General features: G+C 67.2%; 18 protein-coding genes and 3 pseudogenes. 10 read left to right on the top strand and 11 right to left on the bottom strand.

Annotated elements, in window-relative coordinates; translation table 11 throughout:
• Positions 1–191 precede the first annotated feature (191 nt).
• The 3 genes from QC385_RS14875 (at position 192) to QC385_RS14865 (ending at position 3,241) form a co-directional block, all read left to right on the top strand.
• Positions 192–449: a hypothetical protein gene (locus QC385_RS14875; RefSeq protein ID WP_279541779.1), complete on the top strand. Its 258-nt coding sequence runs from the start codon at positions 192–194 to the stop codon at positions 447–449.
• Entirely contained in the window at positions 449–2,359 is a 1,911-nt protein-coding gene (locus QC385_RS14870; protein WP_279541778.1) for a hypothetical protein, read from the top strand. The genes QC385_RS14875 and QC385_RS14870 overlap by 1 nt, the downstream gene beginning before the upstream one ends.
• 219 nt (positions 2,360–2,578) lie before the next feature.
• Positions 2,579–3,241, top strand: a complete 663-nt coding sequence (locus QC385_RS14865) for an HNH endonuclease family protein (protein ID WP_279541777.1) — start codon at positions 2,579–2,581, stop codon at positions 3,239–3,241.
• 21 nt (positions 3,242–3,262) lie between these two features.
• On the opposite strand, the gene QC385_RS14860 is transcribed toward QC385_RS14865, so the two are convergent.
• Positions 3,263–4,714 carry a helix-turn-helix domain-containing protein gene (locus tag QC385_RS14860; RefSeq protein WP_279541776.1) on the bottom strand — a complete coding sequence of 484 codons (1,452 nt, stop codon included), beginning with the start codon at positions 4,712–4,714 and terminating at the stop codon, positions 3,263–3,265.
• Positions 4,715–4,898: 184 nt separating this feature from the next.
• A complete protein-coding gene (locus QC385_RS14855; protein ID WP_279541775.1) occupies positions 4,899–5,249 on the bottom strand; it encodes a hypothetical protein in 351 nt (116 codons plus the stop codon).
• Positions 5,250–5,993: 744 nt separating this feature from the next.
• On the opposite strand from QC385_RS14855, the gene QC385_RS14850 reads away from it, so the two are divergent.
• Positions 5,994–7,481 carry a NucA/NucB deoxyribonuclease domain-containing protein gene (locus QC385_RS14850; protein WP_279541774.1) on the top strand — a complete coding sequence of 496 codons (1,488 nt, stop codon included), beginning with the start codon at positions 5,994–5,996 and terminating at the stop codon, positions 7,479–7,481.
• Positions 7,482–7,491: 10 nt separating this feature from the next.
• Positions 7,492–8,115: a hypothetical protein gene (locus QC385_RS14845; protein ID WP_279541773.1), complete on the top strand. Its 624-nt coding sequence runs from the start codon at positions 7,492–7,494 to the stop codon at positions 8,113–8,115.
• Positions 8,116–8,198: 83 nt separating this feature from the next.
• Here the strand turns inward: QC385_RS14845 and QC385_RS14840 are convergent, their stop codons facing one another.
• Both QC385_RS14840 and QC385_RS14835 read right to left on the bottom strand, forming a co-directional pair.
• Complete coding sequence (locus QC385_RS14840) at positions 8,199–8,456, bottom strand: hypothetical protein (protein WP_279541772.1); 258 nt, start codon at positions 8,454–8,456, stop codon at positions 8,199–8,201.
• 357 nt (positions 8,457–8,813) lie between these two features.
• Positions 8,814–9,323: a lamin tail domain-containing protein gene (locus tag QC385_RS14835; protein WP_443032903.1), complete on the bottom strand. Its 510-nt coding sequence runs from the start codon at positions 9,321–9,323 to the stop codon at positions 8,814–8,816.
• A gap of 232 nt (positions 9,324–9,555) precedes the next feature.
• On the opposite strand from QC385_RS14835, the pseudogene QC385_RS14830 reads away from it, so the two are divergent.
• The 3 genes and pseudogenes from QC385_RS14830 to QC385_RS14825 all read left to right on the top strand — a co-directional run.
• Positions 9,556–9,753: pseudogene (locus tag QC385_RS14830) on the top strand (DUF6336 family protein); the annotation flags it as partial.
• A 51-nt stretch (positions 9,754–9,804) separates the two neighbouring features.
• Positions 9,805–9,897: pseudogene (locus QC385_RS44025) on the top strand (transposase); the annotation flags it as partial.
• 259 nt (positions 9,898–10,156) lie between these two features.
• Complete coding sequence (locus tag QC385_RS14825) at positions 10,157–10,678, top strand: hypothetical protein (RefSeq protein WP_279541771.1); 522 nt, start codon at positions 10,157–10,159, stop codon at positions 10,676–10,678.
• Between the two features lie 319 nt (positions 10,679–10,997).
• Here the strand turns inward: QC385_RS14825 and QC385_RS14820 are convergent, their stop codons facing one another.
• Positions 10,998–11,198: a peptidase inhibitor family I36 protein gene (locus QC385_RS14820; protein ID WP_279542071.1), complete on the bottom strand. Its 201-nt coding sequence runs from the start codon at positions 11,196–11,198 to the stop codon at positions 10,998–11,000.
• 257 nt (positions 11,199–11,455) lie between these two features.
• Positions 11,456–11,926 (bottom strand): lamin tail domain-containing protein, encoded by a 471-nt coding sequence (locus tag QC385_RS14815; protein WP_279541770.1) that lies wholly within the window; start codon positions 11,924–11,926, stop codon positions 11,456–11,458.
• A 460-nt stretch (positions 11,927–12,386) separates the two neighbouring features.
• Between QC385_RS14815 and QC385_RS14810 the strand changes: the two are divergent.
• Positions 12,387–13,046: pseudogene (locus QC385_RS14810) on the top strand (HNH endonuclease family protein).
• Between the two features lie 280 nt (positions 13,047–13,326).
• Complete coding sequence (locus QC385_RS14805; RefSeq protein ID WP_279541769.1) at positions 13,327–13,935, top strand: isochorismatase family protein; 609 nt, start codon at positions 13,327–13,329, stop codon at positions 13,933–13,935.
• A 47-nt stretch (positions 13,936–13,982) separates the two neighbouring features.
• Here the strand turns inward: QC385_RS14805 and QC385_RS14800 are convergent, their stop codons facing one another.
• The 5 genes from QC385_RS14800 to QC385_RS14780 all read right to left on the bottom strand — a co-directional run bounded on the left by QC385_RS14800 (position 13,983) and on the right by QC385_RS14780 (position 24,635).
• Positions 13,983–15,053: a Dyp-type peroxidase gene (locus QC385_RS14800; protein ID WP_279541768.1), complete on the bottom strand. Its 1,071-nt coding sequence runs from the start codon at positions 15,051–15,053 to the stop codon at positions 13,983–13,985.
• Between the two features lie 260 nt (positions 15,054–15,313).
• Positions 15,314–15,802 (bottom strand): hypothetical protein, encoded by a 489-nt coding sequence (locus QC385_RS14795; protein ID WP_279541767.1) that lies wholly within the window; start codon positions 15,800–15,802, stop codon positions 15,314–15,316.
• Between the two features lie 28 nt (positions 15,803–15,830).
• Positions 15,831–22,616 carry an RHS repeat-associated core domain-containing protein gene (locus QC385_RS14790; protein ID WP_279541766.1) on the bottom strand — a complete coding sequence of 2,262 codons (6,786 nt, stop codon included), beginning with the start codon at positions 22,614–22,616 and terminating at the stop codon, positions 15,831–15,833.
• A 590-nt stretch (positions 22,617–23,206) separates the two neighbouring features.
• A complete protein-coding gene (locus QC385_RS14785) occupies positions 23,207–23,965 on the bottom strand; it encodes a hypothetical protein (RefSeq protein WP_279541765.1) in 759 nt (252 codons plus the stop codon).
• 163 nt (positions 23,966–24,128) lie between these two features.
• Positions 24,129–24,635: an ATP-binding protein gene (locus tag QC385_RS14780; protein WP_279541764.1), complete on the bottom strand. Its 507-nt coding sequence runs from the start codon at positions 24,633–24,635 to the stop codon at positions 24,129–24,131.
• Positions 24,636–25,032 lie beyond the last annotated feature (397 nt).

The raw sequence follows: 25,032 nt of genomic DNA, 5'->3' as shown, positions 1-25,032 counted from the left end.
CGGAAAAGGCGAGAGCACAGGCTCTTTGCTGATGCCAGATGTTCGGATTGCTTCCGGTTGTGCTCAGGAGGTTGCCGCCATCCGGGCGATGGAATTAGGTGAGTGATGTCCGCATCACGGCCGGTAACCGTAGCGGATGAGCGAGCCGTATTCGTCGGCGATCTTCGCCGCGCCCAGGAGGGGAAAGACCTATGTCACGACACGCTACGCGACGACGGCGCCGGCAGGCGGCGTCGCCGGAACACGCTTCCTGCGGAGCAACCCTCAAGCCCGTACAGCGGATCATCGTCTTCGCAGTGCTCCTGCTGGTAGTGATCGTCCTTGTGAGCAGCGGGCAGCCCGTCTGTGACGCTGTCGGGCTGGTCATGGCGGCCGGAGCCGCAGCCGCACAGATCAGCGCCTGGCTGAGCGGGCCGCGCCTGGCCGCCGGCTCTCCTGGAGGCGTGTGATGACGTCGCCGGAGAACCCGCCGGCCGCCCAGAGCGAGCAGCGGCCGTGGCCCGACCCACTGCTCGCGCGCAACCAGAAGGACTTCCGAAACGCTCTGACCCAGCTCTACAAGAGCCGGGGCCTGACCTACAGGAAGCTGGAGAAGGCAAGCGGTGACGGCCCGGAGAAGCAGTCGTCCACCACGATCCACAACGCGTTGAAGAAGGACGCGCTGCCCAGCCGGAGCTTCGTGGTCGCCTTCCTGCGCGCTTGTGGACTGAGCGAGACGGAACGGGAACCGTGGCTGACGCGCTGGGAGGAGCTGAGCTGGAAGGAGGCGGCATCCCAGGAGGAGAGCACACCGCAAGACGCCCTTCCGGCTGAGACGGACCAACCCGTGCCGCCTACCGAGCAGGGCAGGCGGTGGGCGCGCCTTCTGGGCGGCCGCTCCCGGCTGCGCACAGCCGTGGCGGCCGGCACCGTGCTGGCTCTCGCCGTCGGCGTCGGGCTGGTCTGGGAGTGGCGTGACCACAAATTCAAGGAACAGCATTGCGGCACTTCCAATCCGAGCCTGGTGACAGAGGCCGACGGAGAGTGCACGGGCGTCACCGATGGCAGTGACGGCGCGGCCATCTTCGGCAGTGACCTGAAGCCGGTCATGACCGCCATCGGCGCCGAGAACAGGAACGTGATCAAGGACGGTGATTACGTGACGGTCGCGTTCCTGACGCCGCTGACGTCGAAGGACGCGAACAACCTGACCGTGGGTCAGTACGTCGCCGAGCTCGAGGGCGCCTACACCGCCGTTGAAGAGGCCAACAAGAAGAACACCAGGCCCAAGATCCGGCTGCTGGTGGCCACCATGGGTAGCAGCCAAAAGCATTGGGAGCGCGCCGTCGACCAGCTTGTAGCCCGCAGGGCCAAAGACCGCTTAGTGGCCGTGGCCGGCTTGGGCCTGAGCCAGCAGGAAACCGTCGACGCGACCCGGAAGCTGAGCAAGGCCGATCTACCCATGGTCGGGGACCTGATCACCGCCGATGGTTTCGACGCCACCGGCGCGGTCGACGGCAAAGGGCGGATCGACGGACTGGCCCGCGTCGCCCTCTCCAACAAAGACCAGCTCACCGCCATCAGCAAGAAACTGTCCCCCGGTCAGCGCACCGCGGCCCTGGTCAGCACCTCGGTGACGCCCAATGGGACCAGGGACCTCTACACCGAATCCCTCAACCGGGGCTTTGGCACCATCAAGGGCCTCAAGAAGCACCTCGACGACACCTCCGACTTCAAGTTCGACCCCCGCGGCGGGCCCGGCGCCATCCTGCCCACCATCAGCCAGAACCTCTGCAGCACCGGCAAGACCATCGACACCGTCTACTACGCCGCCCGCGTCAAGTACCTGCCCGACTTCCTCGACGCGCTGGCCAAACGAAGCTGCCACGCCCAGCCCATCACCGTCATCACCGGATCGGATGCGGCAGCCCTCGACCCCAAGACAGAAGCACTCCACGACCCGGACGCGCCGATCACTGTCCTGTACGCGTCCTTTCCGAACGCGGCCCAGTTCCGCAGCGCCGACAACCCCGGCCGCGGCCTGTACAACGCCTTCGTCAAGGCCTTCACCTCCCACCACCACGGACAGCAGTTCCCCGCAGAACATCTCACCAGCAGCTACTGGGGCATCGTCGCCCACGACGCCGTCCTGACGGCCGCGACCGCCCTGCACCGTGCGGCCGCCCACGGCGCCCCGGGCAGCCTGCCCAACCGCTACGCCGTCAGGAACGAGCTGTACGCACTGCGCAACGACGCCATCGCCGGCGCAAGCGGCCACTTCGGCATCGACAAGAACGGAAACCGCACCAACACCCACACCGTCGCCACCGTGCACCACCTCGGCCGGCCTCTCCCCGCAACCACGAAACGCCCCAACTGAGCAACCGCAGTGAACCCAAAGGGGGCAGATCCCGCCTGGATCTGCCCCCGGCCTCGTTCCTGCCCGCGTCGGCGGGGCTCAGCCGGGCCCGGCCCCGGTGCCTGCGACACATGCGGAAGGCCGCTGCGCACCTGGTCCGGTATGACCATTGCACCCACACGGGCGGCGCACGGGGCAAACCGGTGACAGCGCCCCGTCGCGGGTCGCTATCAACAGCTCATGCTCAAAGCCGTGCTGCGCGGCCTGGCCGCCGCCTCCCTCATTGTCCTGCCCCTCACCGTCCCAGCGCCCGCCTACGCGGCCGAGACGCTTCCCCTGTCCGAAGCCGTCGCTGGCCTGCCTCTGGGAACGGAGTCCCGGGAAGGCTACGACCGGAACGCCTTCCGCCACTGGAACGCCGGCGCCAACCCCTCCGACGGCTGCAACACGCGCGCCGAAGTCCTGATCTCCGAGGCCGTCGAACCCCCCACGGTCGGACCACCCAACTGCCGTGTGACGGGCGGAAGCTGGTGGTCGTACTACGACCATGTGTGGGTGACGTCAGCCTCAGGCCTGGACATCGACCACATGGTGCCCCTGGCGGAGAGCTGGGACAGCGGTGCGTCGGCGTGGAGCGCGCAGCGCCGCGAGGCGTACGCCAACGACCAGGGTGCGGCCGTCAGCCTGGTCGCGGTCACCGCCCGCTCGAATCGGTCCAAGGCAGACCAGGATCCCGCCCAGTGGTTGCCGCCTGCTGGCGATGTGCACTGCCGGTATGTCGCCGAGTGGGTCGCAACGAAGCTCCGCTGGAGCCTCACCGCGGATGAGGCCGAGGTGGCGGCCCTGCGCGAGGTGGCGGCCGGTTGCCCGGACCAGACCGTGACGTACGAGCCAGTCGCATAACGGATCAGGTGGCGAGTGCAGTCATGACCCGGCTCCGAGCGGGGAGATGTGGTGTGCCAAGGAGCGGTGGCGCAGGGCATCGACCATCGCTGTGAGGGGGCGCGGCTGGGCGTCGGCCGTCTGACGGGTGGGGGCTTGTTGTTTGGCGAGCTTGTGCAGAAGGCGCGCGCGGCCGTCTTCGACGGGCCGCTCCTCGAGGAACACTTTGCTGAAGGTCGTCATGACGGCGTCTGGTCCGGTGGGTTGCGGATCCGGATTCGGGTCGGCGTTTGGGTGAAGGAACGTCGCTCCTTCGGTGACCTCGCGGCGAGCGTCGTCGAGCAGCTGCCTGAAGTGGTCGACGTCGCCGCCCAGGACGCGGACGAAGGCTTCGAGGACGTCGGGCGGAGGCATGACTGTGGCTTCGAGGATGGAGGCGACGGCGCCGGCGCTCAGCAGCCAGCGGCTGGCGACCGCGACATCGCCCGGCGCGGGCCGTCCCGCGCGCAGGTGAAGAGTGTGCACGGCGGTGCGCAGCCGTTCGGCGGCAGGCATAGGGGGGGCGTCCGGCGTCACGGCGGGCTCGCGGCTCTTCTCGCTGAGCTTCTCGGACTCCCAGACGGTCCGCAGCACTTCCGGGTCGGCGCCGCAGGTCAGGGCGAACTTCCGGGTGAGAACCCAGGTCGGCACGCGCTCACCGGACAAGATGCGCGACAGGTACGAGGCGGAACACCCGATGCGGCTGCTGACCTCCTTGTTCGTGAGCTGCGCGGTGCGAATCAGCATGGACAGGATCGGCGCGAGCCGGTTGTACGCAGCTCCGGATGATTCGATCGGCGTGGTCTGATCGGTGCCGTCGCCTCGTTCGGGCCCTGGTTCGCGGGACTCACTCCCGGCCTCGTTGCCGACGGGCTCCTCGGGAGCGTCGACGGCGTGGGGGACCGGGTTGGTGAAGAGGCCGGCGAGCGAGGTGAGAGCCGTCTCGGAGCGGTTGAAGCGGGCCAGGCGCCGCAGGATGTAGCGCTCGGTGTAGCGGTGGCGGGCGGTGTCCTCGCTGACGCGCAGGATGGAGCTGATGGTGGACCAGGTGAGGCGTCGGTAGCGGGCCCGGCCGACCACCGCCGCCGTCAGGCCGTCGAGCTGCTCGTGCAACTGGGCGATGCGGCGCAGGGGTTCTTCTCCGTCCGAGGACGGAAGGAGCCGCGCGAGGTCGCGGGCGGCGTCCTGGATGTCTTTGGCAATCTCGACGAGGAGTTCGTCGCCCGGCGTCACGCCATGCGTGGCAGGGCGGGGCGCCTGGGGTCGGGGCGCAGGCCGCGCTTCGGCCGCGGCCTCCGTCGGGGCGGTGGGCACCGAGGCCTGGGCCGGCGGGTCACCGTGCACGCGGCGGCGGTGGGCGGCCTGGCGGCAGGCGTCTGCGCAGTACTTGCGGGGCCGGCCCTTGCCCGGCCCGCCGGCCAGGGCCGTGCCGCAGAACTCACATGTGTCGCTCACTGATCTTCCATCCCGTCACGAAAAGGGTTCAGAGCGGGTTTCGCGGCGTTGATACAGCCGAATTTCACCGGCTTTCGTGACACGTCGCGTCCCTGGGGGGCTGGGCCCGATCACGGGCGGGCCCAGCCCGTCTGGGGTGGGCGGTGGGGGACTGACCGTCAGTGCCCCCACCGCGTGATGGGCGTCAGCGCCGGTAGTGGCGGTGACGGAAGACCTTGAACGCGGCGCCGGACAGCACACCGGCCAAGGCGTACACGGCTTCCTGGGAGACCGTCACGTGAACAGGCGGGCGAAAAATCAGCACGTACCCGGTGAACAAAGCCCCGAGGAACGCAACGGCCGCCGGTGTGCCAAACCGGTTCACGTAACGGAATCTTTCGTTACGGCCATTACGCTTGCCACCGTCAAAGTGGCCGGCAGGCCGTTTGGCACGGCGGCGCCGAGGGGTAGATCGCCCCATGGGGCACTCCTTTGAGTCGCAGAAAGCGTGCGGGATCTCGGACAGGGTTTGGTAGACGCAGTCGAGATCCCGCACGCACCTGAGGGTGAAAGTACCGATACACAGTGCGATGAGCTAATCACCCATATGCCGCACTCGGGTCCAAACCTCAAGTTGCCCCAGGACACAAGAGTTTCGTCGCGGTCAGAGCAGAAAACTCCCTGACTTCCGTCGCACCGCGTGTCAGCCATGACCTATTTCCACCGACAGAACAATCCTGTCTTTTCTTGTCACAGAACGACGGAACCAGTCAGGAAAGTCGCCGACATTGACGCCAGCAGAAGCCATGGCGCCAGAATCGCCACCGAATCGGTCATAGGGCCGTCGTAACACGACGCGCAGCGTGCAATTGCAGGACCGGTTTTGTCATCATGCGTCTCTGCCATGCCCAGCAACACGAGGGCCAGCTCGGCACCGGCGGTCCCGACAGCGGTTCACCCCAACCTGCACTGTCAAGGGCGACTGGCTGAACGGATGGACCGTGCTGACGAGCAGCTGCTGCGCCGCCGGGACTTGAACGGTTCGGCCGCCAGCACGGCCCATACCGCTCCCGGGCGCTCGTGCCCAGCAGCGAGGAGGGCAGGCGGCACCACGCAGGCCACAGGCCGCTAACGCGTGGATGGCTCACTCGCCGTGCAGGAATACTCCGTTGCCGGTCTGTCAGTCCCCTGTGCTTTGATCAGATCGACCCGGCGCGGACATGTCACGTCTGTGGGGTGGCCTCGCGCTGTTCTGACCAAACAGGGGGGTTACAACTTGAGACCGAGAACCATGCTGGCGGTGGGCGCTGTGACGCTGGGGCTGCTGGGCAGTCATCTGGGCGTCGCGCAGGCGGCAGACGAGCAGGAAACGGGTGCGGACACCTCGCTGACCACGAGTGTGGCCAAGACCGATCCAGTCGCTGATGAAGTGTCACCGGAGTCGGAAGCCGACGACGGTGACCCGGACACCGCACCGTCGGCGGAAGACCTGGCCCTGGGCGCGGACAGTACGGCTGGGGAACCGGAGGCGGCCCCCGAAACCGCGGAGGACGGAGAGCGCGTCGGGCTGGCCGCCGGCCAGCAGGCCACCTGCGACGGGCGGGTGGAAGACGTTGCCGGGACTCCCGACGCGCAGTACGCGGCCTGCGCATCGCCGCTGGAGCCGGCGGTCGAGCTGACCTCCGACGAACAGGCAGTGCTGTCACAACTCGAGGCTCCTGCCGACACCTCTGCGGCAGAGTCAGCCGTCCTGGCAGCCGAACCGGAAGCCGGGCAGGCCGGATCAGAAGCCACGCCGCAGACCGCCGCGGACGACACAGCCCCGTCGGCTGCACCGGCCGACGAATCGGACACCGCGGCCGCGGCAGCCAGGCCCAAGCCGTGGAAAGAACCCAAGTGGTGCATCGACGCAGGCGTGGACAACACGTGGTACATCGAACGCATGCGCGGCTGCGGCACCTGGCGCGCTGAGGTCAACGTCGAAGACGTGCGCACGGGCCGCAAAATCGGCGGTATCAAGTACATCGCCATCGGCTACTCCTTCTCCGCCCGCGACTCCAAGACATGGGCCTACCAGGTCAGACTGCTGGAGACGAAGCGGTGGGGGCGCGGGGTGAACGGCACCAAGGCGTCCGGCAGCGCTTCCTGCATCGGCAAGTGCAAGGTCGCGAAGAAGAACTTCCCGGGCCAAACGATCTCCAAGAGTGCCGAGCCCTACGGGCAGTTCTTCATGGACACCACCATCAACACCAGTGCCTCCAAGCAGCGGGGAACGGGCCGGAGCGTCGCCTCCTGGACCTTCAGCAACCGGGAGTGGGTGGCCCCGTCTGAGCCGACGAAGCTGTCCACCGTGGACGTCCGCTGCGACAACGCGCTGCCCGGCGCTCCCCGCCAGGTCGGCTGCGTCACCCTGCAGGCCGTCCCGGTGATCAGCTACAGCCAGGCCGGGCCGTGGCCCGAAGTCGCCAAGCACATCAAGGACGCCCAGGCCACCGGGCTGCCCGGCAAGTACGGCACGACGAACTTCCTGACACGGCTCACCGACCGCAAGAAGAGCCAGGAGAACCGGGACAAGGCGTGCCCGTCGAGCCTGGAGCGCCCGCCGGGCAAGTCCTGCGACGAGTACCCCTTCGCCAGTACCTGGCAGGGCGCCAAGTACGGCAACGGCAAGTTCAGCCGCCGCATGGTCAACGCCAAGCAGAACACCGACGCCGGCAAGGCCCTCAAGGGCTTCTACACCTACAGCCGCGTACTGGAAGGGGACCGGTTCCTGGTATGGATCAGGTAGACCCAGCCAGATGAGACCAGACGAGGCCACCGTGAATGAGCCCGCCCGTACAGGCACCGCCCTGGTGCACGCGGAGTACCACCTCTTCCAGATCACGGACCCGCAAGGGCCTGCGGCCGACGACCTGGACGCAAGCCACACCGGCCTGGTGTCCGCCGATGGCGGAGCCATCGAGGTGACCACCGGGATCCACACCGGAGACGTCCACGTCACGGTCGAGCCGCACTCCCAGCGGCCCGACCCCGACCCGGGCTGGGAAGAGATCGCTGAGATCTCATGCAACTCCCCCTCCGGGGAACTGCTCGTGACGTCCTTCATGGACGACCCCGCGGATCTGCCCTCGCTGGCCTCTCAGGGTCCCGGCTCGTACCGGCTGCGCATCCACGCGCGCGGCCGGGACAGCGCCGTCGACCAGACGACGGTGGACGAAGCCGTGGAGTCGTATCTGATCCAGAGCTGGCCCGCTGCCCACCAGGACGCTCTCCTGGTGAAGGCGACCGACGCCTACGGGGCCCAGGTACGAGCCCAGCCGGCCGACGACACCATCGTCATCGACCACGAGGACTCACTCGATACCCAGACCGGCCGGGAACGCGACATCCTGCACCGGGCTGAACGCGGCGACTACTCCTGACCCGCGATCCTCCGCGTTCTTCGGTTGGGGCGGCTGCGCCGCCCCAACCGAAGAACACATCGGGGAGCTCCGGTGCGACGGCTCTAAATCTTGGGCCCGGGGTTCTTGGGCTGGCCTCCCATTCGGTGGTCGCTCCAGTCGATGCCGTCGTCGTGCTCCTTGCTCGACGCGAGTCCGAGGAACCCGAGGAGGGGAGCCGCGATGAGGAGTGCCCCGCACAGGCTGCCGATGGCGACGTAGGCCGCGGCGGCGGTGACGGCCCAGAACAGGATGTCGCACACGATCCTCGCCCACAGCGGGAACGGGGCACGCCACGCGTGGTAGCGGCGGTACAGGCGCACGAGCTTGCCCGAAGCGCGCCTGGATCGACCGGCCTTTTTCTGACCTGTCCTTCCTGTGTGCCCGTTGCCGTGTGGACGGCCCTTTTTCTCGCCCATGGACCTCTTTGTCCCTTCGCGTGCCCCCGTGATCACAACAGCTCTCCTCTGGGGCGGGCAGCGGTCACCCAAGACCCGATGCACTTGAGCGACAACGTGAAGCTGCGCGGAGAGGTGTGCTCGCCGACGGGTCGGCCGGTGGTGCACTACGCAATCAGGCGCTGGGAGCGCAGTCCTGGAACCTTCACCTCAGCGACGCCCCAGCCAGGTCTGAGGCGGGCTGGGCAGCAGGCCCGGGGCCGGCTCTGGCCGGTGGTGGTCTTAACCGTGGAAGTTGATGTAGCCGTTGCCGTCAGGATCGTCGTTGCTCTTGGAGTAGGCGTGGACGTCGGCGCGGCTGCCCGAGGGCTTGTACAGGTAGATGGTGTCCTTGTCGTTGTTCCACAGGAAGTTGCAGTTGTCGCGGTAGACGACGTTGTGGGTGTCGGAGTCGGTGCCGTGGCCGCCGCGCAGCTTCACATAGTCACCGGGCTGCAGGTAGTGGTTGGCGGTGAAGGCGAAGCGGTTACCGGCGGCGTCCTTGACGACGTAGCCCTTGAGGTTGATCGTCGAGCGGGACGAGTAGTTCTTCACCGTCAGGTACTCCTCGTCGGTGTTGCCCGAGGAACAGCTGTTGGAGTCCCGGCCCGGCGCGTCGTACTGAACTCCGCGAATCTTCAACGCCGAGCTGTACTCGGCGGCGTGTGCGGGAACGAAGGACAGGGCGGTCAGCGCGCCGGCGGCAACAGCGGCAGCCGTGACGAGGTTCTTGCGCAAGAGCGGGCTCCCCATGGTCGAGCGGGTGGTGTCGCCTGTGCAGGACACGCACCCGGGCCCGGCGGTTGCTCACAGACAAGGACCTTCACCCGTTCGAAGGACGTAGAGGCACGTTGCCTGTGGCGGTGGAGGCCCGGCCCCGGCGCCACCTGCCTCCACCCGATGCTCCTGGGCCGCGGCGAGTGGTGGGACGCGAAGTACCGGCGCAGATCGAGGCCCGGAACGACCCTGCCAGTACGGGCTCCTTTTCTGGTCGGCCTGCGGGGGAGACATCCGGCGCTGTCGCGACTGGCGAACCGTCAGGGGCCAGGCTGGGCCCGTGACCGTCGCGGCCCCGGTCTTGCTGCGGATCGGGGTGCTGGCCCTGGTGCTGTGTCCCGGCGCCTTCGGCCTGCACCACCTGGTGGACGGCGCCGCGTATGACAGCTGGCTGTACGGCGACTGAGCCACGCGCGCCCGGCGCGGGCGCTTCGGCGACGTGGCCGAGCTCCGGACCGGCAGCATAATCCGCCGCTACATCATCTGGCGGAACAAGCACGCCGCCGACGAACGGCTACGAGAAGTGGTCGACAGGGCGAACGTTGCCTGATGCGACACTAGGTCCCAGGCCGAGGACGGCCCAGCCGTGCGGATGATCGTCATCCCGCGCTGGTCCGGGACCCGACCGGGCACTGGTCGACCGCGGCCGGCCGCACGCCAATGGCCGGCTGTTGCACATCAGGCTGCTCGCGTCGCCGATCTTGGACTAGGCGGTGCTGGTCAGTGCCGGGGGCGGGAGAAGGGCGCGCGGCGCATCGCGGTACTCCAGTGTGGGCATGGCGCCGACCAGCTGCGGGCAATGATGAACTATGGCTACGGATGGTGCAGTTGCGCCCGGCGTGCAGGTTTGCTCTCTCAAGGTTGATACGCCGCAGCTGATCGCACCGGGGACCACTTACAAGATCGTCCGTTTCCCCTTCGGAGCGGCGGAGCCGACGGACCGATTCGGAATGCACCAGGCCGCCCAGCCGGACGGCTACGTGGTGAGTGACTGGGCGGCAGACGACCGCAGCGGCCTGATCTGGCCGTCCAAAGCCGGCTGGGGCCACCTGCACGCGATGATCCAGTGGGAGGCCGCCAGCGGCACGGGCGGCTACACCGAGCTGCGCGACCAGTACGTACGTGACCCACTGGGCCTGACGCCCAACCCCAACGACACCACGGCGACCGAGCACCGCACGCCGACACCCGGCGGCCAGTTCTACGTCAAGAACCACGGCCTCTTCGTCGACCCGGGAACCCCGGTTGCGCTCCGAGTCACGCACAACGACACCAACTCGCGTCTGTTGACCCTCGCCGAGTTCAAGCTCGTCATCCACCATGCCGCCTGACAAGCTCGTGCATCGTTGCCGCCAAGACGTCGAGCTCCCCGATCGCCAGGGCCATCCTCATCGCAACGCCATCAGTGCGAGCCAGGTCCCAGCATGTTCCCCGGAAATCGGCCGCCAGGCTGATCAGAACGGCGGTGGGGGCGCGCCCTGTGCAGTGATCACCCAGCCACCGGCGGATCACGGGTAGGCCCTGGAGGCTGAACCGGTGAGGCATCCCACCCAAATACCGGCGTCCAAACGGCCGGGCGGGCCCGAGGCCAGAGAGGCCTGGACCCGCCTTGTGCTGTGGGTGGTCAGCCGCAGTCGTTGCGGTTGATTTTCAGGGAGCGGGTCTGGTCGTTGAGGTTATAGCTGCGCAGGTCGTGGATGGAGCCGCCGCTGCGGGTGACGCACACCCAGCGTCCGCTGTGGGCTGCCCGCCGAAGTTGATCTCGGGGTAGATGCAGACGTAGCCGGAGGGGCAGTCGATGGCGGCCCGCTGTGTGCTGGGCTCGCCGGAAGCGGAGGCCGTGACACTCATCGAGGACAGGACGAGGGCGGCGACGGCCCCGGCACGCATCAGGTTCTTGATCACAGCATCAGACATACGGGCTGTCGAGGGCCGCGGGGCGGCTTTGCCCGCCGGTTCACTCCAGTAGAGGAGCCCGGCGCGCAGCGCGGTCCGGCTCGCCGGCGTCAGAGCCGGTCAGAGTAGGCGAGACGCGCCCGGCCGGGGAGGCCGGGCGCGTCAACGTTCTACCGGGGCGTGGGTGAGGCGTTCACGCACGCGGTGTTGGGTCAGCGGTGGTGGTGGCCCCAGGACTCGCTGTCGATGAAGCGTCCGCGGTCGTTGCGGAGGGTGGCGGTGTCGGAGCGGTTGTCCCAGACGTAGTGGCGGCGGTCCTGGTAGAGGTCGGTGTCGGTGTCGCGGCCGATGCCGGTGTGGATGCGCACCGTGGCGCGGCCCTCCAGGCGGTAGTGGTCGAAGGTGTAGGTGTGGCCGTCCTCGTCCTGGAGGGTCCAGCCGTCGAGGTTGACGCTGCGGCGGGCGGTGTTGGTGATTTCCACCCATTCCCGGTTCAGGGAGCGGTTGGAGCGGTCGTCACGGCCGGGGGAGTCGTACTGGACGTCCGAGATCTTCACCTTGGGCCGCTCGGGGCGGGCGTGGTCGGCGGCCGATGCCGGCAGCGTGACCACCGAGACCAGAGCGCCGGCGGCGAGCGCGGCGGCGGCGAGACGGCGGGCGGTGACAGAAGCGGAAGCGGACAAGAGTCCCCCTCAGGGTGCGGACACCGTCCCTCGAGGAGCCGGTGACAGGCTGCCCGGGAGAGTCGGTGTGGTGTGCGTTGGCGACCGGCTGGCCGCACACACACTCTGCGCACGTCGTGGAGAAGTTGCGTGGAAACACGATGCCTTGTTACTTGTTGTCCACTTTTCCATGACTCTCGAATGTAACGCCCATGTATGCCGCCTGTGCGTGGTGTTGCCGCGCTTTCAGCCTGTCAGGCCTTGCGGGGTTGGGCCGTCGCGTCTGTTCGCCAGGCTGCACCACCCCCCAGCGGCTCGGGACGTCACCCGAAAGTGAGTAACAGCGCTACTCAAGGCCGCCACCGCCTGCACACCCCCACGCGGAGAGGACCAGCCGGCCGGTCGAGCCCTCCCCTCAACGACGGGAGGCCTCATCGGTGCCGTCGATGTCACCAAGCGGAGCCTGGACGCCGCAAAGTTCATGCTCAAAGCCGTGCTTCGCGGCCTGGCCGCCGCTTCCCTCGCTGTCCTGCCCCTCACCGTCTCGGCGCCCGTTCATGCGGCCGAGACGCTTCCGCTGTCCGAAGCCGTCGCCACCCTGCCCTTGGGGACGGAGTTCCGGGACGGCTACGACCGGGACGCCTTCCGCCATTGGAACTCCGGCGCCAACCCGTCCGACGGCTGCAACACCCGCGCCGAGGTCCTGATCTCCGAGGCCGTTGAACCTCCAACTGTCGGCCCAACTGCCGTCTGACGGGTGGGAGCTGATGGTCGTACTACGACCAGGTCTGGGTGACGTCAGCCTCCGGCCTGGACATCGACCACATGGTGCCCCTCGTGGAAAGCTGGGACAGCGGTGCGTCGGCGTGGACGGCGCAGCGCCGCGAGGCGTACGCCAACGACCAGGGCGCCGCCGCCAGCCCTGGTCGCCGTTACCGCCCGCTCGAACCGCTCCAAGGCAGACCAGGATCCCGCCCAGTGGCTACCGCCTGCCGCCGACGTGCACTGCCGGTACGCCGCTGAGTGGGTCGCGACGAAGCTCCGCTGGAGCCTTACGGCCGACGAAGCCGAGGCGGCCGCCCTGCGCGAGGTAGCGGCCGGCTGCCCGGAGCAGACCGTGACGTACGAGCCGGTCGCATAACTGACCTGCTCAACCTGCCGCCTCCGGGTGGTGGGGTCGGCGCCGCCGCGTCGCCGGTGCGGTGACACCAGACAGAGGGGCAGCGGTCCGTGCCCGGCATGGCCTTCGCCGGGTGCGAATCGCTCCTGCGGTGAAGACCCCGGGCCGTGCGGATGAGCCCAGCCGCCTATGTCCCCGAGGGGCGTGCGACGGCCGGTAGAACGCGGGGGTGTTCCGTTGCGATGAAGGGTGGTCATGGTGAGCCGAGGCTTGATCGTCGTGGACGTGTAGAACGACTTCTGTGAAGGAGGCAGTATCCCCGTTAGCGGGTGGCGCGCGGATCGCGACCAAGATCGCCGAACTGGTGGAGCAGACCGCGGACCGCGACTACCGGTACATCGTCGCCACCCGCGACCACCACATCGACCCGGGAGGCACTTCTCCCAGACCCCGGACTTCAAGGACAGCTTCCCCGTCCACTGCGTGGCAGGTAAACGAAGGCAGCGAGTTCCACCCCCACTTCGCCCTAGCCGTCACCGGCGGAAAGGTCGCCGCCGTCTTCAACAAAGGCGCCCACAGCGCCTCCAAGAGCGGCTTCGAAGGAGCGGACGAAGCAGGAACGCGCGCCCACCACGTCGAGGACGTCGACGTGGTGGGTATCGCCACGAACCACGGCGTGCGTGCCACCGCGCTGGACGCGGTGAAGGCCGGCTTCCGCGCACAGGTACGCCTGGACTACTCGCCCGCCGAGGCAACGGACTGCTGCTCTCGGCTACCGGACCGGGCAGGACGCCCTCCCCGCGGTCAGCGCCTGGTAGCGATGGCTCTGGCCCCTGTACCCATCCTCGACCACCGACACGGTAGCGGCGGTAGCGCCACGCACGAAAGGATCGACTGCCCGGCCACCTGATCACCTGGCCTCTCAGCAGCCCATACTCACCAACTGATGCCTGAGAGTCAGTTATCTGCAATCGCACGGAGCCATGTGTCGCCGGGCGGTGGGACGAAGAAGTAGCCGCCTCCCGTGGTGAGGGTGTACTTGGCCATGGCCTCACCTTGGAGCCTGTGCTGTACCGCCTCGAAGCCCTTCTCCAAGTCACTCTGGAAGCAGGAAAAGATCAGTCCCTGGCCGTCGGGGCCCCGATCGTAGTTGTAGCTGCGCCGAACCATCGGGGCAGGGGCGCGCGGGTTGGGTGTTGCTCTGCGCACATGCGCGTCGAGTGGCGTGATCTTGCCATGAGGGTCGGTGGTGAAGACGGCCCGTTCCGTGTTGGGGGTGCCATCCAGCCACCGGCCGTCCCTGCGGCGGCCGATGATGCGCTCCTGCTCTGGGACGGTGTCCCTGTCCCAGAAGTCGGTGGCGAGCCGGATGATCCGGATCACCTGGTAGCTGCCTCCCACGGCCCAGGAGGGCTCGCCCTGACCGGCCTTGACGGTCGCGCGTTCTGCGGTTGCGGCCTCTGTGGCGGGGTTTCCGTAGCCCTCGGTGAAGTGGAACGGATTGAGGGACAGCCCTCTCCCGCTCTCGACGCGGTTTTCGGGCCGGGCTCCGTTCACTCGCCACCGCACCTGCCATTGAGGAAGGTCACGCAGCACCTGCTCAGTCGCCGTCTGCAGGGACCGGAGCGAGGTTGCAGTGATCTGAAGTAAGAGATCACCATGGGACTGGTTGGGATCGAGTACGTCCCCAGCAAATATAGGCATGCGTCTGAGTTGCTGCGGTCGGACGATGTCCGGGGGCAGGACACCTTCGCCCAGCCCCAGCCAAGCAGCGGCCTTGCCGCCGTCGACAACTTCGCAAGCGCGATGGGCTGCGCCGAGCGCGGCGACGCGCTGCCCATCGTCAGCAGCCAGGTCAAGGGAGAGAACCTCCGCATACGGCAGAGGTGTTGCTCCGCGTAAAGGCGCCGGTGTTCCATCGGGATGAGGCGATTTGTTCCGGAGGGTGGCGGCTGCGGCAGCTGCTCCACCTGCCGCCACCGTGGCCGCTAAGGAACCACGCAGCAGCGTCCTTCTGCTCGGCCTCATCACGTAACGCCCCCAGCTCTGTACGTCCGCAGTCGCCCCCTCGCTAGCCTGCACTTGAGGGTGAATCACTCAATCCGAGGCTCTGGTCCGGGCTGTCGATTCGTCAAGACGACCCAACCAAGCGCAACATCGCTGCTTACGCATCGATTCTTCCAAATGCCTGAACTGGTTCCGCATGGGGCTTATCCCGGGAAGAATATTGTCACCCGTTGCACTTGAGGTACCCCTCGAAGACGCAGTAAGGCATGCTAAGCGCCGAGCTACGTGTAGAGGAAATCCTGGCCAGATCCTGACCTTCTTATTCCCATGGCCTCGATTGACTTGTCGCTTTCTGCGTACTGATCGAATTTCAGAAGACCAGTAGCACCAGCAGGGGGTAGGAGGCTCTTCACGTCGTCGATAACTGCCCGGAGCGTGGTGCCCAGGAGTGACGCACTGTCATTGGCTGCGGCAAGTACGAACAGGTTGTCCCGTGGATCGTCAAGCCGTCCTTCTGCGAGGCCGATCGCGATGAGTCCGCGTCGCAGCACGTCGATGGAACCGCTTCGAACTGCCTGTGAGGCCATGCGCTGCCCGTAAGCGCTGAGCACCGCAGCGGTCCGTCCATCTACATTGCCGACGATTTCCTGTCTCGCTGCAGGGGAGGCCGTCATATATGCGACGACGACCGATTCTACTTCAGTGTCCAGGGTATGCGGCAGTTTTACCCTCAGATAGCCGTTGAAGCGTTTGTCTCGAAGACTTGACATGCGGACGGGGGGTTCGTCTGACTTCTTATCACGCTGCCGGCGGGACAAGGTAGTCCCCCTTCCATCGGTAGCCAGCCTGGAGGAGCTGCTGAATTTCCCGGGCGAATACGGAGGGCTCTTGGCGAGTAACGTTCCAATAGCTGCCCTGCGTGGGGGTACCAACATACACCTTGCCTCGCTGGTCGATGATGGTCTGGATCCATGCATCGTTCTTGGCAAGATTCCAAGGGGCGGCCCCCAGTTTGCTGTATCCCGGCCACGCGCCTCCCACGGAGGTATCGGGAAGGCGTCCGATGACTGGTATCCCTTGGCTGGGATGCCATGCCTCTCCTGGGCCGAGCACGTGCGTAGGCGCGTTTGGCGACGCCCACTGGTATCCCCCTCCGCAGTTGTGGACGAGTACGGCTGTGCTCTGTCCCGCCAGTGCGAAGTAGGTATGCAGGCCCGCGACGGTCAGGTTGTAGACCGGTGCCGACCGCTTGTAGTGGTTAACGGCGGTGATCTGGACCCAGGTGCCGGCGCTGGTTTGCAACCACTGCCCGACTGCGAGGTCGTCCGCGTCAACCCATTGGCGGAGTGCCGGAACCCAGAAGGGGTGGCCGTCAGTGGCGGTGATGACGTCAGTCTTGGAGCCGCTGGATCCATCCGTGTCCACGGTGATGTCGACGAGGCGTTTGTCTCCTTGGCCGTGGACGAGAGCGGTGACCGTGCGTGGTCCGCTCTCGCCGGAGACTGGGTCGGTCGCCATGACGTATTCGCCGATTGCAACGTCCTTGATCGGCTTGCGGGTGCCGTCGGCCATGAGGACGGGCGTATCGCCGGTGAAGCTATTGGGGGAGGTGCAGCCGACTCGGCTGCCTACCTTTGAGCCGATGCCTGCGCCGAGCATGCCGCCGAGGCAGCCGAGTGCGGCGGATTGGCCGACTTGGCCCCAGTTGACTTTGCGGCCGGACAGGCGCTGGGTGAGCCAGTCGAGTCCGCCGTCGACGACGCCGCCGATGATGCAGCCGGCGATGAGGGGGCTGTTGCCGGAGGGGTCGGTGTAGGTGGTGGGGGAGGACAGGACGTACTGGTAGAGGTTGCTGCCGCCGGCGTGGCCGATGGGGTCCTGGGAGATGAAGCGGCCGGTCTGGGGGTCGTAGTAGCGGTCGCGGTAGTAGAGCAGGCCGGTGCCGTCGTCTTCGCGGCCGGTGAAGGTGTAGGGGTTGGAGGTGGTGGTGCCGGTGGCGGTGGGGGTGCCGTTCGGGTCGTAGGCGTAGGTGGTGGCGATGGTGCCGTCGGTGTTGGCCAGGCCCACGACGGTGCCGAGCGCGTCGGTCAGGTAGACCTGGGTTTTGCCGCCTTCGGTTCGGGTGAGGAACTGGTCCAGGCCCGAGGTGGCCACGCTGGCTGTCGTGGTGCCGGAGGCGTTCTGTTCGACCAGGGGGTTGGTGCCGTCGGTCAGGTACCGGCTGGTGGCGTTGCCGATGTTTTTGGAGATGCGGCCGCCGAGCGGGTCGTAGCCGAACGAGGAAGCGGTGCCTGCTTTGGCCAGGCCGGTGAGTTCCCCGCGGGCGTTCCAGGTGTAGGTGCGCAGGCCGTCGCTCTTGAGCTGCCCGAGATCGTCGTAGGTGAAGGTGCGCCCGTTGTACGTGGTGATGCGGTTGTCCTTGTCGAACTGCGTTCCACTCTCCGCGGCGGGCAGGGCCACCTTCGTCAGCGAGCCGGTCAGGCCGGTCTGCAGGGCGCGTACGTCCCTGGTGTACGTCAGGTCACCGACCGTCTTGGTGCCTTGTGCGTAGGCGATGGACTTGATGACGCCAGTGGTGTCGTAGCCGGTGGTGCGGGTGATGCCGCCGGGCAGGGAAGCGGTCTTCTCCCGGCCCACGGCGTCCAGGCCGAAGACGACTTCCTGGGTGCCAGTCTTGACCGACTTGAGGATGCTGGACTTGTCGTAGCCGTAGGTGGTGCTGGTTCCGGCCGCGGTCATCAGGGTCCGGCGGTCGGCGTCGTCGTAGTCGTAAGCGACCTTGCCCGTGGGGCCGGTGGTGGTGGCCAGGCGGTCGTGGACGTCGTAGGTGAAGGACTGGTTGCCGGCTTTGCTGTCGGTGATCTGCTTGAGCAGGTCCCGGGTGTCGTAGGTGTAGGTGACGGTGGATTCGGCCTGGCCGGCAGCGTCGACGCCGTACTTGGTGTTCTTGGGCCGACCGAGCAGGTCGTATTCGGCGACGGCGGCCTTGCCGGATCTGCTGGTGGCCTTCTTCAGGAAACCAGCCGCGTCGTATTCGAACAGTGCCTGCGCGCCCAGTGGGTCGGTCGCCGTCTTGGGGCGGTCGGCGTTGTCGTAGTCCCACTTGGTGGTGTTCAGGCGGGCGTCGGTCAGCGTGGTGAGATTGCCGTTCTCGTCGTAGCCGAGCACGGTGGTGTGCCCCAGCGGGTCGGTGATCTCCCTCGGCTGGTTGAGTTCGTCGAACAGGACCGTGGTCTGCGAGCCCGCCTCGTCAGTGAGGGCGCTGATGCGGCCGGCCGCGTCCGTGAACTGCCGGGCGATGCGGCCCTCGGCGTCCTTGACCTGGGTCAGGTCACCATGCTGGTACGTGTATTCGGTGGTCGTCTTCGCGTTGTCAGTGACCGTCTTGACCTGGCCGTCACTGGTGAAGGTGAAGCCTGTTTTGCGGCCTTCGGGGTCGGTGACCGTTTCAAGGTCGCCTGCGGTGTTGTAGCCGAAGACGGTGGCGTTCTTCAGCGGGTCAGCGACTGTGGTCGGCTGGTCGTAGGGGCCGTCGAAGGTCGTCTTGCCCGTGGATCGGGCATCGGCGGTGCCGGCCAGCTCGAGCGCCGAGGTGATGTGCCCGTTCGCGTCGTAGGACAGTTCGGTGCGGCGGCTGTAGGGGTCCACGACGGCGGCGATGCGGTGCTTGGTACCGCGCTCGTAAACCGCCCTACGGGCCAACGTCGTGCCGTACGCCTGGGTTTCGTTGACGGCGAAGCCGCTGTTGTCGAACTCCACTCTGCGTACCGAGCCGCCCGGCTGGGTGACTTCCGTGGCCGTGACTTGGCCGGCTGGGGTCTTCGTGTAGGCGAAGGAGTATTCCTGTCCCTCGGTCAGCGTCTGCTTCTTGACCCGGCCGTCGGCGTAGTAGGTGTTGGTCATGTAGACGATGCCGAGGGCGTCCTTGGCGGTCGCGATCCGGTTGGTCGCGCCGTCGTAGGTGAAGGAACTGGCCTTACCCGCGGGGTCGGTGACCGTCTTGAGCCGCCCGGCCTCGTCGTAGGTGTAGGACGTGCTGCGGCCGGTGTTGTCCTGCGCCTTGGTGATCCGCTGGGCGCTGTCATAGCTGAAGGAGATCCAGCGTCCCCCGGGGGCGGTGACGGCAGTGATGTCGCCCTTGGAGCCGTTAGAGCGCTTGATGCGCAGCGCGTTGCCGTGCCGGTCGCGGATCTCCTGCAGGGGCCCGTACCAGGGGAAGACGTAGTCGGTGCCGTCCCTCAGGCGCAGGTGCCAGCTGCCCGACTCCTGGCTGATCTTGGCGCCGTTCAGGGCGGTGGGGGTGCCTTCGGGTTCGAAGACCGCGTCGGCGTAGCCGCTGCCCGGTGAGGTCCGCACGAAGTGGACCTTCTTGCCGCCCGGCAGATACAGGTCCACCTCGGTGTAGAGGCGTTTGGAGTGCAGGTGCATGTTGTAGGACAGGTCCCGGCCGATACCGAAGGCGCGGGAGCGGGTGTCGCCCTGCCAGTAGGTACGGGTGACCTCGGCCGAGCCCAGCGGGCCGGACACGCCCAGATCGGTGCGGGAGTCGGTCAGCAGGCCGGTCTGCAGGTCGACGGGGTCGCCGGAGAGCCAGTCGACGATGTCCGAGATGGCGGAGAGGTCGAAGGGGATGACGTCGGAGATGGAGAGCATGGCGCCGTGGAAGGCCCATACACGCGTCTTGTCGTCAGGGACGACCTGCTTGCCGTCGCGGGTGACGGTGCCGTGCCCGTAGGTGTGCCAGCCCTTGCGCTCGGGATCGTAGGCGAGGAAGTCGACACGGGTGCCGGGAGCTTCGTGCGTGTAGTTCGGGTAGATGATCTGCGCGCCCTTGGGGAACAGGTACGTGCCGCCCGGCTGGACGGTGAAGTACACCGGCACGGCGCTGTTCTCGGGCAGCGGGAACGGGGGCCGGTCGACGGGGATCGCGGTGATGCCCAGCTCGGTGACCGGCTTGCCGTGTTCGTCGCGTACCACCGAGCCCTTGGGGATGCGCACCTCGAGCCCGGGGATCTGCGGGGTGGTCAGGGTGACGTCCGTCTTGGCGGGGGTGTTGAAGGTGACGGTGTGTTTGGTGTCCAGCGGCGTCATCCAGATGGGGAAACCCAAATCCGTGCTGCGGCCCGCCACCGGCCGGATGCGGATGTCGTAACGTCCGTAGGTGCGCTTGCTGGAGTTGGCGCTCGCTCCATCAACGACCAGGGTGGTCGTCTCGGGGTTGATGCCGGACAGCAGGAAGCGTCCCCGGCCGTCGGTCTTTGTCGTCTTCGAACCGATGCGGATGGTGACCTTGGGCAGCGGTTTGCCGTCCAGCTTCAGCACATGGCCGGTCATCGCCGTGCTGCCGGGTGGGGCACGCAGTGCGGCCGGTGCTTTCGGCCCGGCGCCCCGACCGGTGATCCAGTCCCGGCCCTTGAGGTTGTGCGTGCTCGGTCGCCAGGCATCGCGCCCCTTCGGCACGATGCCGGCCGCCTTCTTCGCCTTTTCCGCCTTGGCCTTCGCTTGCTGCTCGAGCCGGTCACACTGGTCCGACCGCACCTCGAGCCAGTCGGGCATAGGGACACGGAAGGTGCGGGCCAGGCGGTCGGCGCGGCATGCGCTCTGGACCGACACTCGCGGAACATCCTTGGTGAATGCTTCTCGATTGGCCGTCGCGGCCGCCGCTTTTAGGCTCAGGCTGAGCGAGCCGGTGGCCACATTGGTGGGGTTGAGCCGCACCTTGTACGTGCCGGCTTCGGCAAGGTCGGTCAGGGCGATCGAGCCGGAAGCGCCGGCGGAGATCAGACGGAAGCTGACCACCGCGGTGCCCGACGGGGCCAGGACGTCCGCCTGCAGGCTGCTGGTGAAGGTGTTCGCTGCCACGTCCAGGGACAGGTCATCACCCGCCTTGGCGGTGAACGAGGCATGGATGTTCTGCCCCGGCCGGGCCACCGTCGCCTTCACCGCAGCGCCGCCGCGCGCCAGCACGCCTGCGTCGGCCGGCTTGGACAGGGTCAGCGTCACCTTGCCGATGCCCAGCCTGCGGTCCGCCACACGCACCGTGTAGGTGCCGGCCGCCAGCGCCCCACTGTCCCAGTCGGCGTTGCGGCCGGGCGCTGCGGTGAAGCTGGAGACGTAGTTACCGTCCGGCCCGTTGATCGTGATGGTCGCGTACGACGGCAGCGTCGCCGCTGTCGCGGCGAGGCTGACATGCTCTCCGGCCTGCGCGGTGAAGGCGGCTATGCCGTCCTGCCCGGGACGGGCGAGATTCAAAGTCGGGGATGCGCCGGTCGGACTGAGCGTCCCGCCTTGGACGTAGTGGGAGACGGTGACCTTGACGGTTCCGGTGCCGCCGCCATCGGGGTCGCAGCGCAGCGTGTACTGGCCCCTCTGGGGCAGCGAGTCGACGTCCAGGGAGTGGCTGTCCCCGTTGGGGACGGGCAGATACTCTCCCTGCGTGCCGTCCGGACGGTGAACGTAGCAGCGCAGGTAGCCGCCCATGGCCGTGGCATCCACACCGACGCTCAGCGATTCGCCCTTGGCCGCGGTGAACGTCCAGTTGCCGTCCTGCCCGATCCGGGACAAGGCCGTGGACACCGTCGGCCCGTCGAAGGACACGGCCGCGCTGGCAGGCTTGGACAGCATCACGGCTACTGAGCCGGTGTCGGTGGAGCGCGGGTCGATGACGAACTGATAGGTCCCGGACTCCGGCAGATCGGTGACCTCCCAGTCGGCCGCCGTACCGCCGAAACTGCTCGAGGCAACCGTCGCACCCTGGGGCGAGACGAGACTGATCGAGGCCTGGGAGGTGAACGAGGCTCCCTGCAGACCGAACCCCACCGCATCTCCCCGCTCGGCGTCGAACAGGATCCGCGCCTTGTGCTCGGCCGTCACCACCGCCACCTGCGAGGGGTCCGCATCCGTGAACGAGGCCCGCATCGTCGTGTCGTACAGGGCACCCTCGCCATCGGCGGTGACGGTGAAGTCGCCCGGTGCCGCCGCCGAACCACTGGGGGTGTCCACTTCCACCCGCCCGGTACGGGCGTGGGGCGGCACCTGGACGGTCAACGAGGAACCGGACGCCTTCTTCACCTGGGCGACCAAGCCGTTGAACCGCACCACGTTGTCGGTGACCGCCGAGGCGAACCCGCTGCCGGACAGGGTGACTTCGCTGCCAGGCGCCCCGGAAGCCGGCTCGACCTTCGAAACGCTCGGCCCTGACGGCCCAACGATGAACGCCTCCGCCGCATCGGCGGACGCACCGCCCACGGTCACCGTGACCTTTCCATTGACCGCTCCGGACGGGACCGTGACGACGAGACGGGTGGCGGAGGCGGTGGTGACGGCTGCCGCCTTGCCACCGATCGTCACGGCGTTGCTGGCGGCGGTGGGGGAGAAGCCGGTACCCGACAGCGTGACTTTCGTCCCCGGGGCTGCCCGGACAGGAACGACCGACAGAACCGACAGCGTGCTGGAGGCGTAGCGGTCGATGCCCAGCCGGTTGCCGACCTCGTCGTAGCGGTAACGCGCCGTCTGACCGCCTGGATCGGTCACGCCGACTAATCGGCCTGCCGCGTCGTAGGCGTAGACGGCGTTGTTGGTCATGGGCTCAGCGGCTGCCGCCGCCTCCGCCGCAGGTTCGGCCTGCGCCTGGTCCCCGTGCTGGGGTGGAGCCGCGCTCGCCGATGGTGTGGTCTTGGCAGGCGGAGGCTCTGGCGGCAGTGCCTCGGCTGACACTGTCCCAGCGGCCAGCGCCAAGACGAGAACACCGACCGATGTCAGCCGATGCCGACCACGTCTGATCACACCAATGAGCCCGACCCGCGACCGCATGCGCCCTCCCCAAGGCACTGCACAGGGCACCCAGGCCCCGTGAACCCCACCCTCATCGCACGAGCCGTCACACCATAGCCACGTTGCGTCATGTACGCGGCAGAAGTGGCGGCAGATGGCCGAGATTGGGTAGCAACACGTGTCGCCAAGGAGGAGGAACGGGGCTGGAAGTAGCCCCGCTGTGGCGGGGTCCTTGCCGCTGAAGGGGCAGGTAACTCCGAACGTCGCCAGGAGGACCGGCTGCAGGGAAGTTCTACCTGATGCGCCCGGGCCTCAACGGGCGAAGGTCCACAGGCGAATGAGACCACAGGCGCATTGCTCTGGCCCTGAGCTTTTGGTCACCTGAAGGATCCACCGGGCTGTCACGTGGGAGGGCGGCGCCCGGTGCGCTGTTCCCAGTGGTCGAGCGCTTCCTTGAGTTTCGCCAATGCCAGGCTGAGCTTTTCGTCGTTCTTCTGGCGGTTGCGGACCTTGGCCAGATGCTGGCCCGCCTGCTGAGGCCCGGTGTCTGCCCGGGCCGCTGCCAGCTCCGCTTCGATGGTGCGCACCGATGCGGCCCGGTCGGCGCGGACGTCCTCTTCCTTCATGATCGCGTTGTGAATCGCCAGCTCGAAACGGTGGACCTGGTCTTCCGTGTATTCGGCGTACGCGAAGGTCTCATAATCCTTGTAGCCCTTGGGAAAGATCAGATACAGGTAGTAGTGACTCTCGCCCCGCCGTACCTCGACCGACAAACCCTTCAGGGGCACGTCCTTGCCTTTGAATACCACGACGTGCTCATACAGCCACATCGCACCGAGTGGCTCGGCGCGTTGATCACCCCGGCCGGCCTCTTCCTGCAGGCGCTGCCATGTCTGCTCAAGCTCGCTGATACGCCGCGCGTATGCCTGATCGGCTTCGTTGACACCGTTCTGAGCAGCCATGAGTTCTTGCGCAGCCGTGCTGCGCAGGGAGCGGACTTCCTTGCGGCGGTCGTCCAATCGCCGCCTCTCTGCCTCGTGCGCAGGTCCGAACGCATCCCCCCAGCCGCCCGGATAGCGATACAGCCGCCAAGCTGTTCTCACTGCCCACGCGACTCCCGCAGCAAGCAGGAGCACCAAGATCGGCATGACCGCATCCACAAGCCCTCCCTCCCATGCGGACTGACAACAACACCTGCCGTCCTGCGTCGTGCCAATCCAACGAACTTCATGAATATGGGGGGAAGTTGGCGCAGCGTCAACGGTGTCGGCGGCGTGTGGTGTTGTCTGCGGTGTGTTGACTGCAGGGCTCGCCACAGCGCCGTTATGCGGCCGGTAGAGCCACGCGTGCCCAGACGGATTTCCCCGGGGTCTGGGCGTCTGTGGTCCAGCCCCAGGTGTTGCTGAGGGCGTTCACGATGGGCAGTCCGCGGTTTCGTTCGGCCATCAGGTGAGGTGGGGTGAGTCTGGGGCGGAGTTGGCTGGGGTCGCGCACGACGCACAGCAGGGTGCGTGGGCGCAGAGCGAGGGCCAGCCATACCTCGGCTTGGCGGCCTTCAGGCGTAGCCGTGTCGGGCCGGCCGTGACGGACGGCATTGGCAACGAGTTCGGAGGCGATCTGGACTGCGTCGTCGCAGATGCTCTGCAGATCCCAGCGGCGCACCGTCTGACGCGTGAACTGCCGCGCAATGTAACAGCAATGGTGGGAGGCAACAGGGATCCGGCGGGCGGCGAAAGGCGTGCTGCCCAGGCCTGAACGGACGGCGAGGTTGGGCGTGGAGGCCAGCGGTTCACCGAGGAACAGCAACTGCCGTCTTCGCTCGCTCCGCACGGCAGAAGTGGACTCTGGCTGAAATGTGCCCTCGCGGCCTGGCTTCATCGTCCGTCCCCCGGAACCGCTCTGGGGAAACGGAAGATTTTCCCGCGGAGAGCCCGCTCCTCGCCTGGCAATCGCGTCCTCACCGCGAGCGCGCCACGCTGCAAGACGGTGTCTAAGCGCTCCCACGGAACCTGGCATCACACAAGCGGCTTGTCCGGTCGGTGTACCGGGAACCGACGCCTGGAGCTGTCCACCGAACCTCCGCCCGTACGGCGATGCCGGTCCGCTCCGACCGAACTGGCAGGGGCGGGCGAGGCGGCCAGGGCGCGTGGATGATCAGGGCGCCCTAACCTCGCACTTTCGCGACCAGCTACATTCGATGCTTAGCTGGCAGATCATCACGAACCGG

The sequence above is a fragment of the Streptomyces sp. DH10 genome, from assembly GCF_029813805.1.
GTDB classification, from domain to species: Bacteria; Actinomycetota; Actinomycetes; order Streptomycetales; family Streptomycetaceae; genus Streptomyces; species Streptomyces coeruleofuscus.
Note: the sequence above shows the minus strand (reverse complement) of the source record. Positions and strands in the feature narration are given on the sequence as shown.

What these genes read in the sequence shown, in the direction of transcription:
- QC385_RS14800 (WP_279541768.1), bottom strand. Translation starts at nt 15,053, where the DNA reads ATGAGGCCGAGCAGAAGGACGCTGCTGCGTGGTTCCTTAGCGGCCACG.
- QC385_RS14875 (WP_279541779.1), top strand. Translation starts at nt 192, where the DNA reads ATGTCACGACACGCTACGCGACGACGGCGCCGGCAGGCGGCGTCGCCG.
- QC385_RS14795 (WP_279541767.1), bottom strand. Translation starts at nt 15,802, where the DNA reads ATGTCAAGTCTTCGAGACAAACGCTTCAACGGCTATCTGAGGGTAAAA.
- QC385_RS14865 (WP_279541777.1), top strand. Translation starts at nt 2,579, where the DNA reads ATGCTCAAAGCCGTGCTGCGCGGCCTGGCCGCCGCCTCCCTCATTGTC.
- QC385_RS14845 (WP_279541773.1), top strand. Translation starts at nt 7,492, where the DNA reads ATGAGACCAGACGAGGCCACCGTGAATGAGCCCGCCCGTACAGGCACC.
- QC385_RS14835 (WP_443032903.1), bottom strand. Translation starts at nt 9,323, where the DNA reads ATGGGGAGCCCGCTCTTGCGCAAGAACCTCGTCACGGCTGCCGCTGTT.
- QC385_RS14820 (WP_279542071.1), bottom strand. Translation starts at nt 11,198, where the DNA reads ATGAGTGTCACGGCCTCCGCTTCCGGCGAGCCCAGCACACAGCGGGCC.
- QC385_RS14870 (WP_279541778.1), top strand. Translation starts at nt 449, where the DNA reads ATGACGTCGCCGGAGAACCCGCCGGCCGCCCAGAGCGAGCAGCGGCCG.
- QC385_RS14790 (WP_279541766.1), bottom strand. Translation starts at nt 22,616, where the DNA reads ATGACCAACAACGCCGTCTACGCCTACGACGCGGCAGGCCGATTAGTC.
- QC385_RS14825 (WP_279541771.1), top strand. Translation starts at nt 10,157, where the DNA reads ATGGCTACGGATGGTGCAGTTGCGCCCGGCGTGCAGGTTTGCTCTCTC.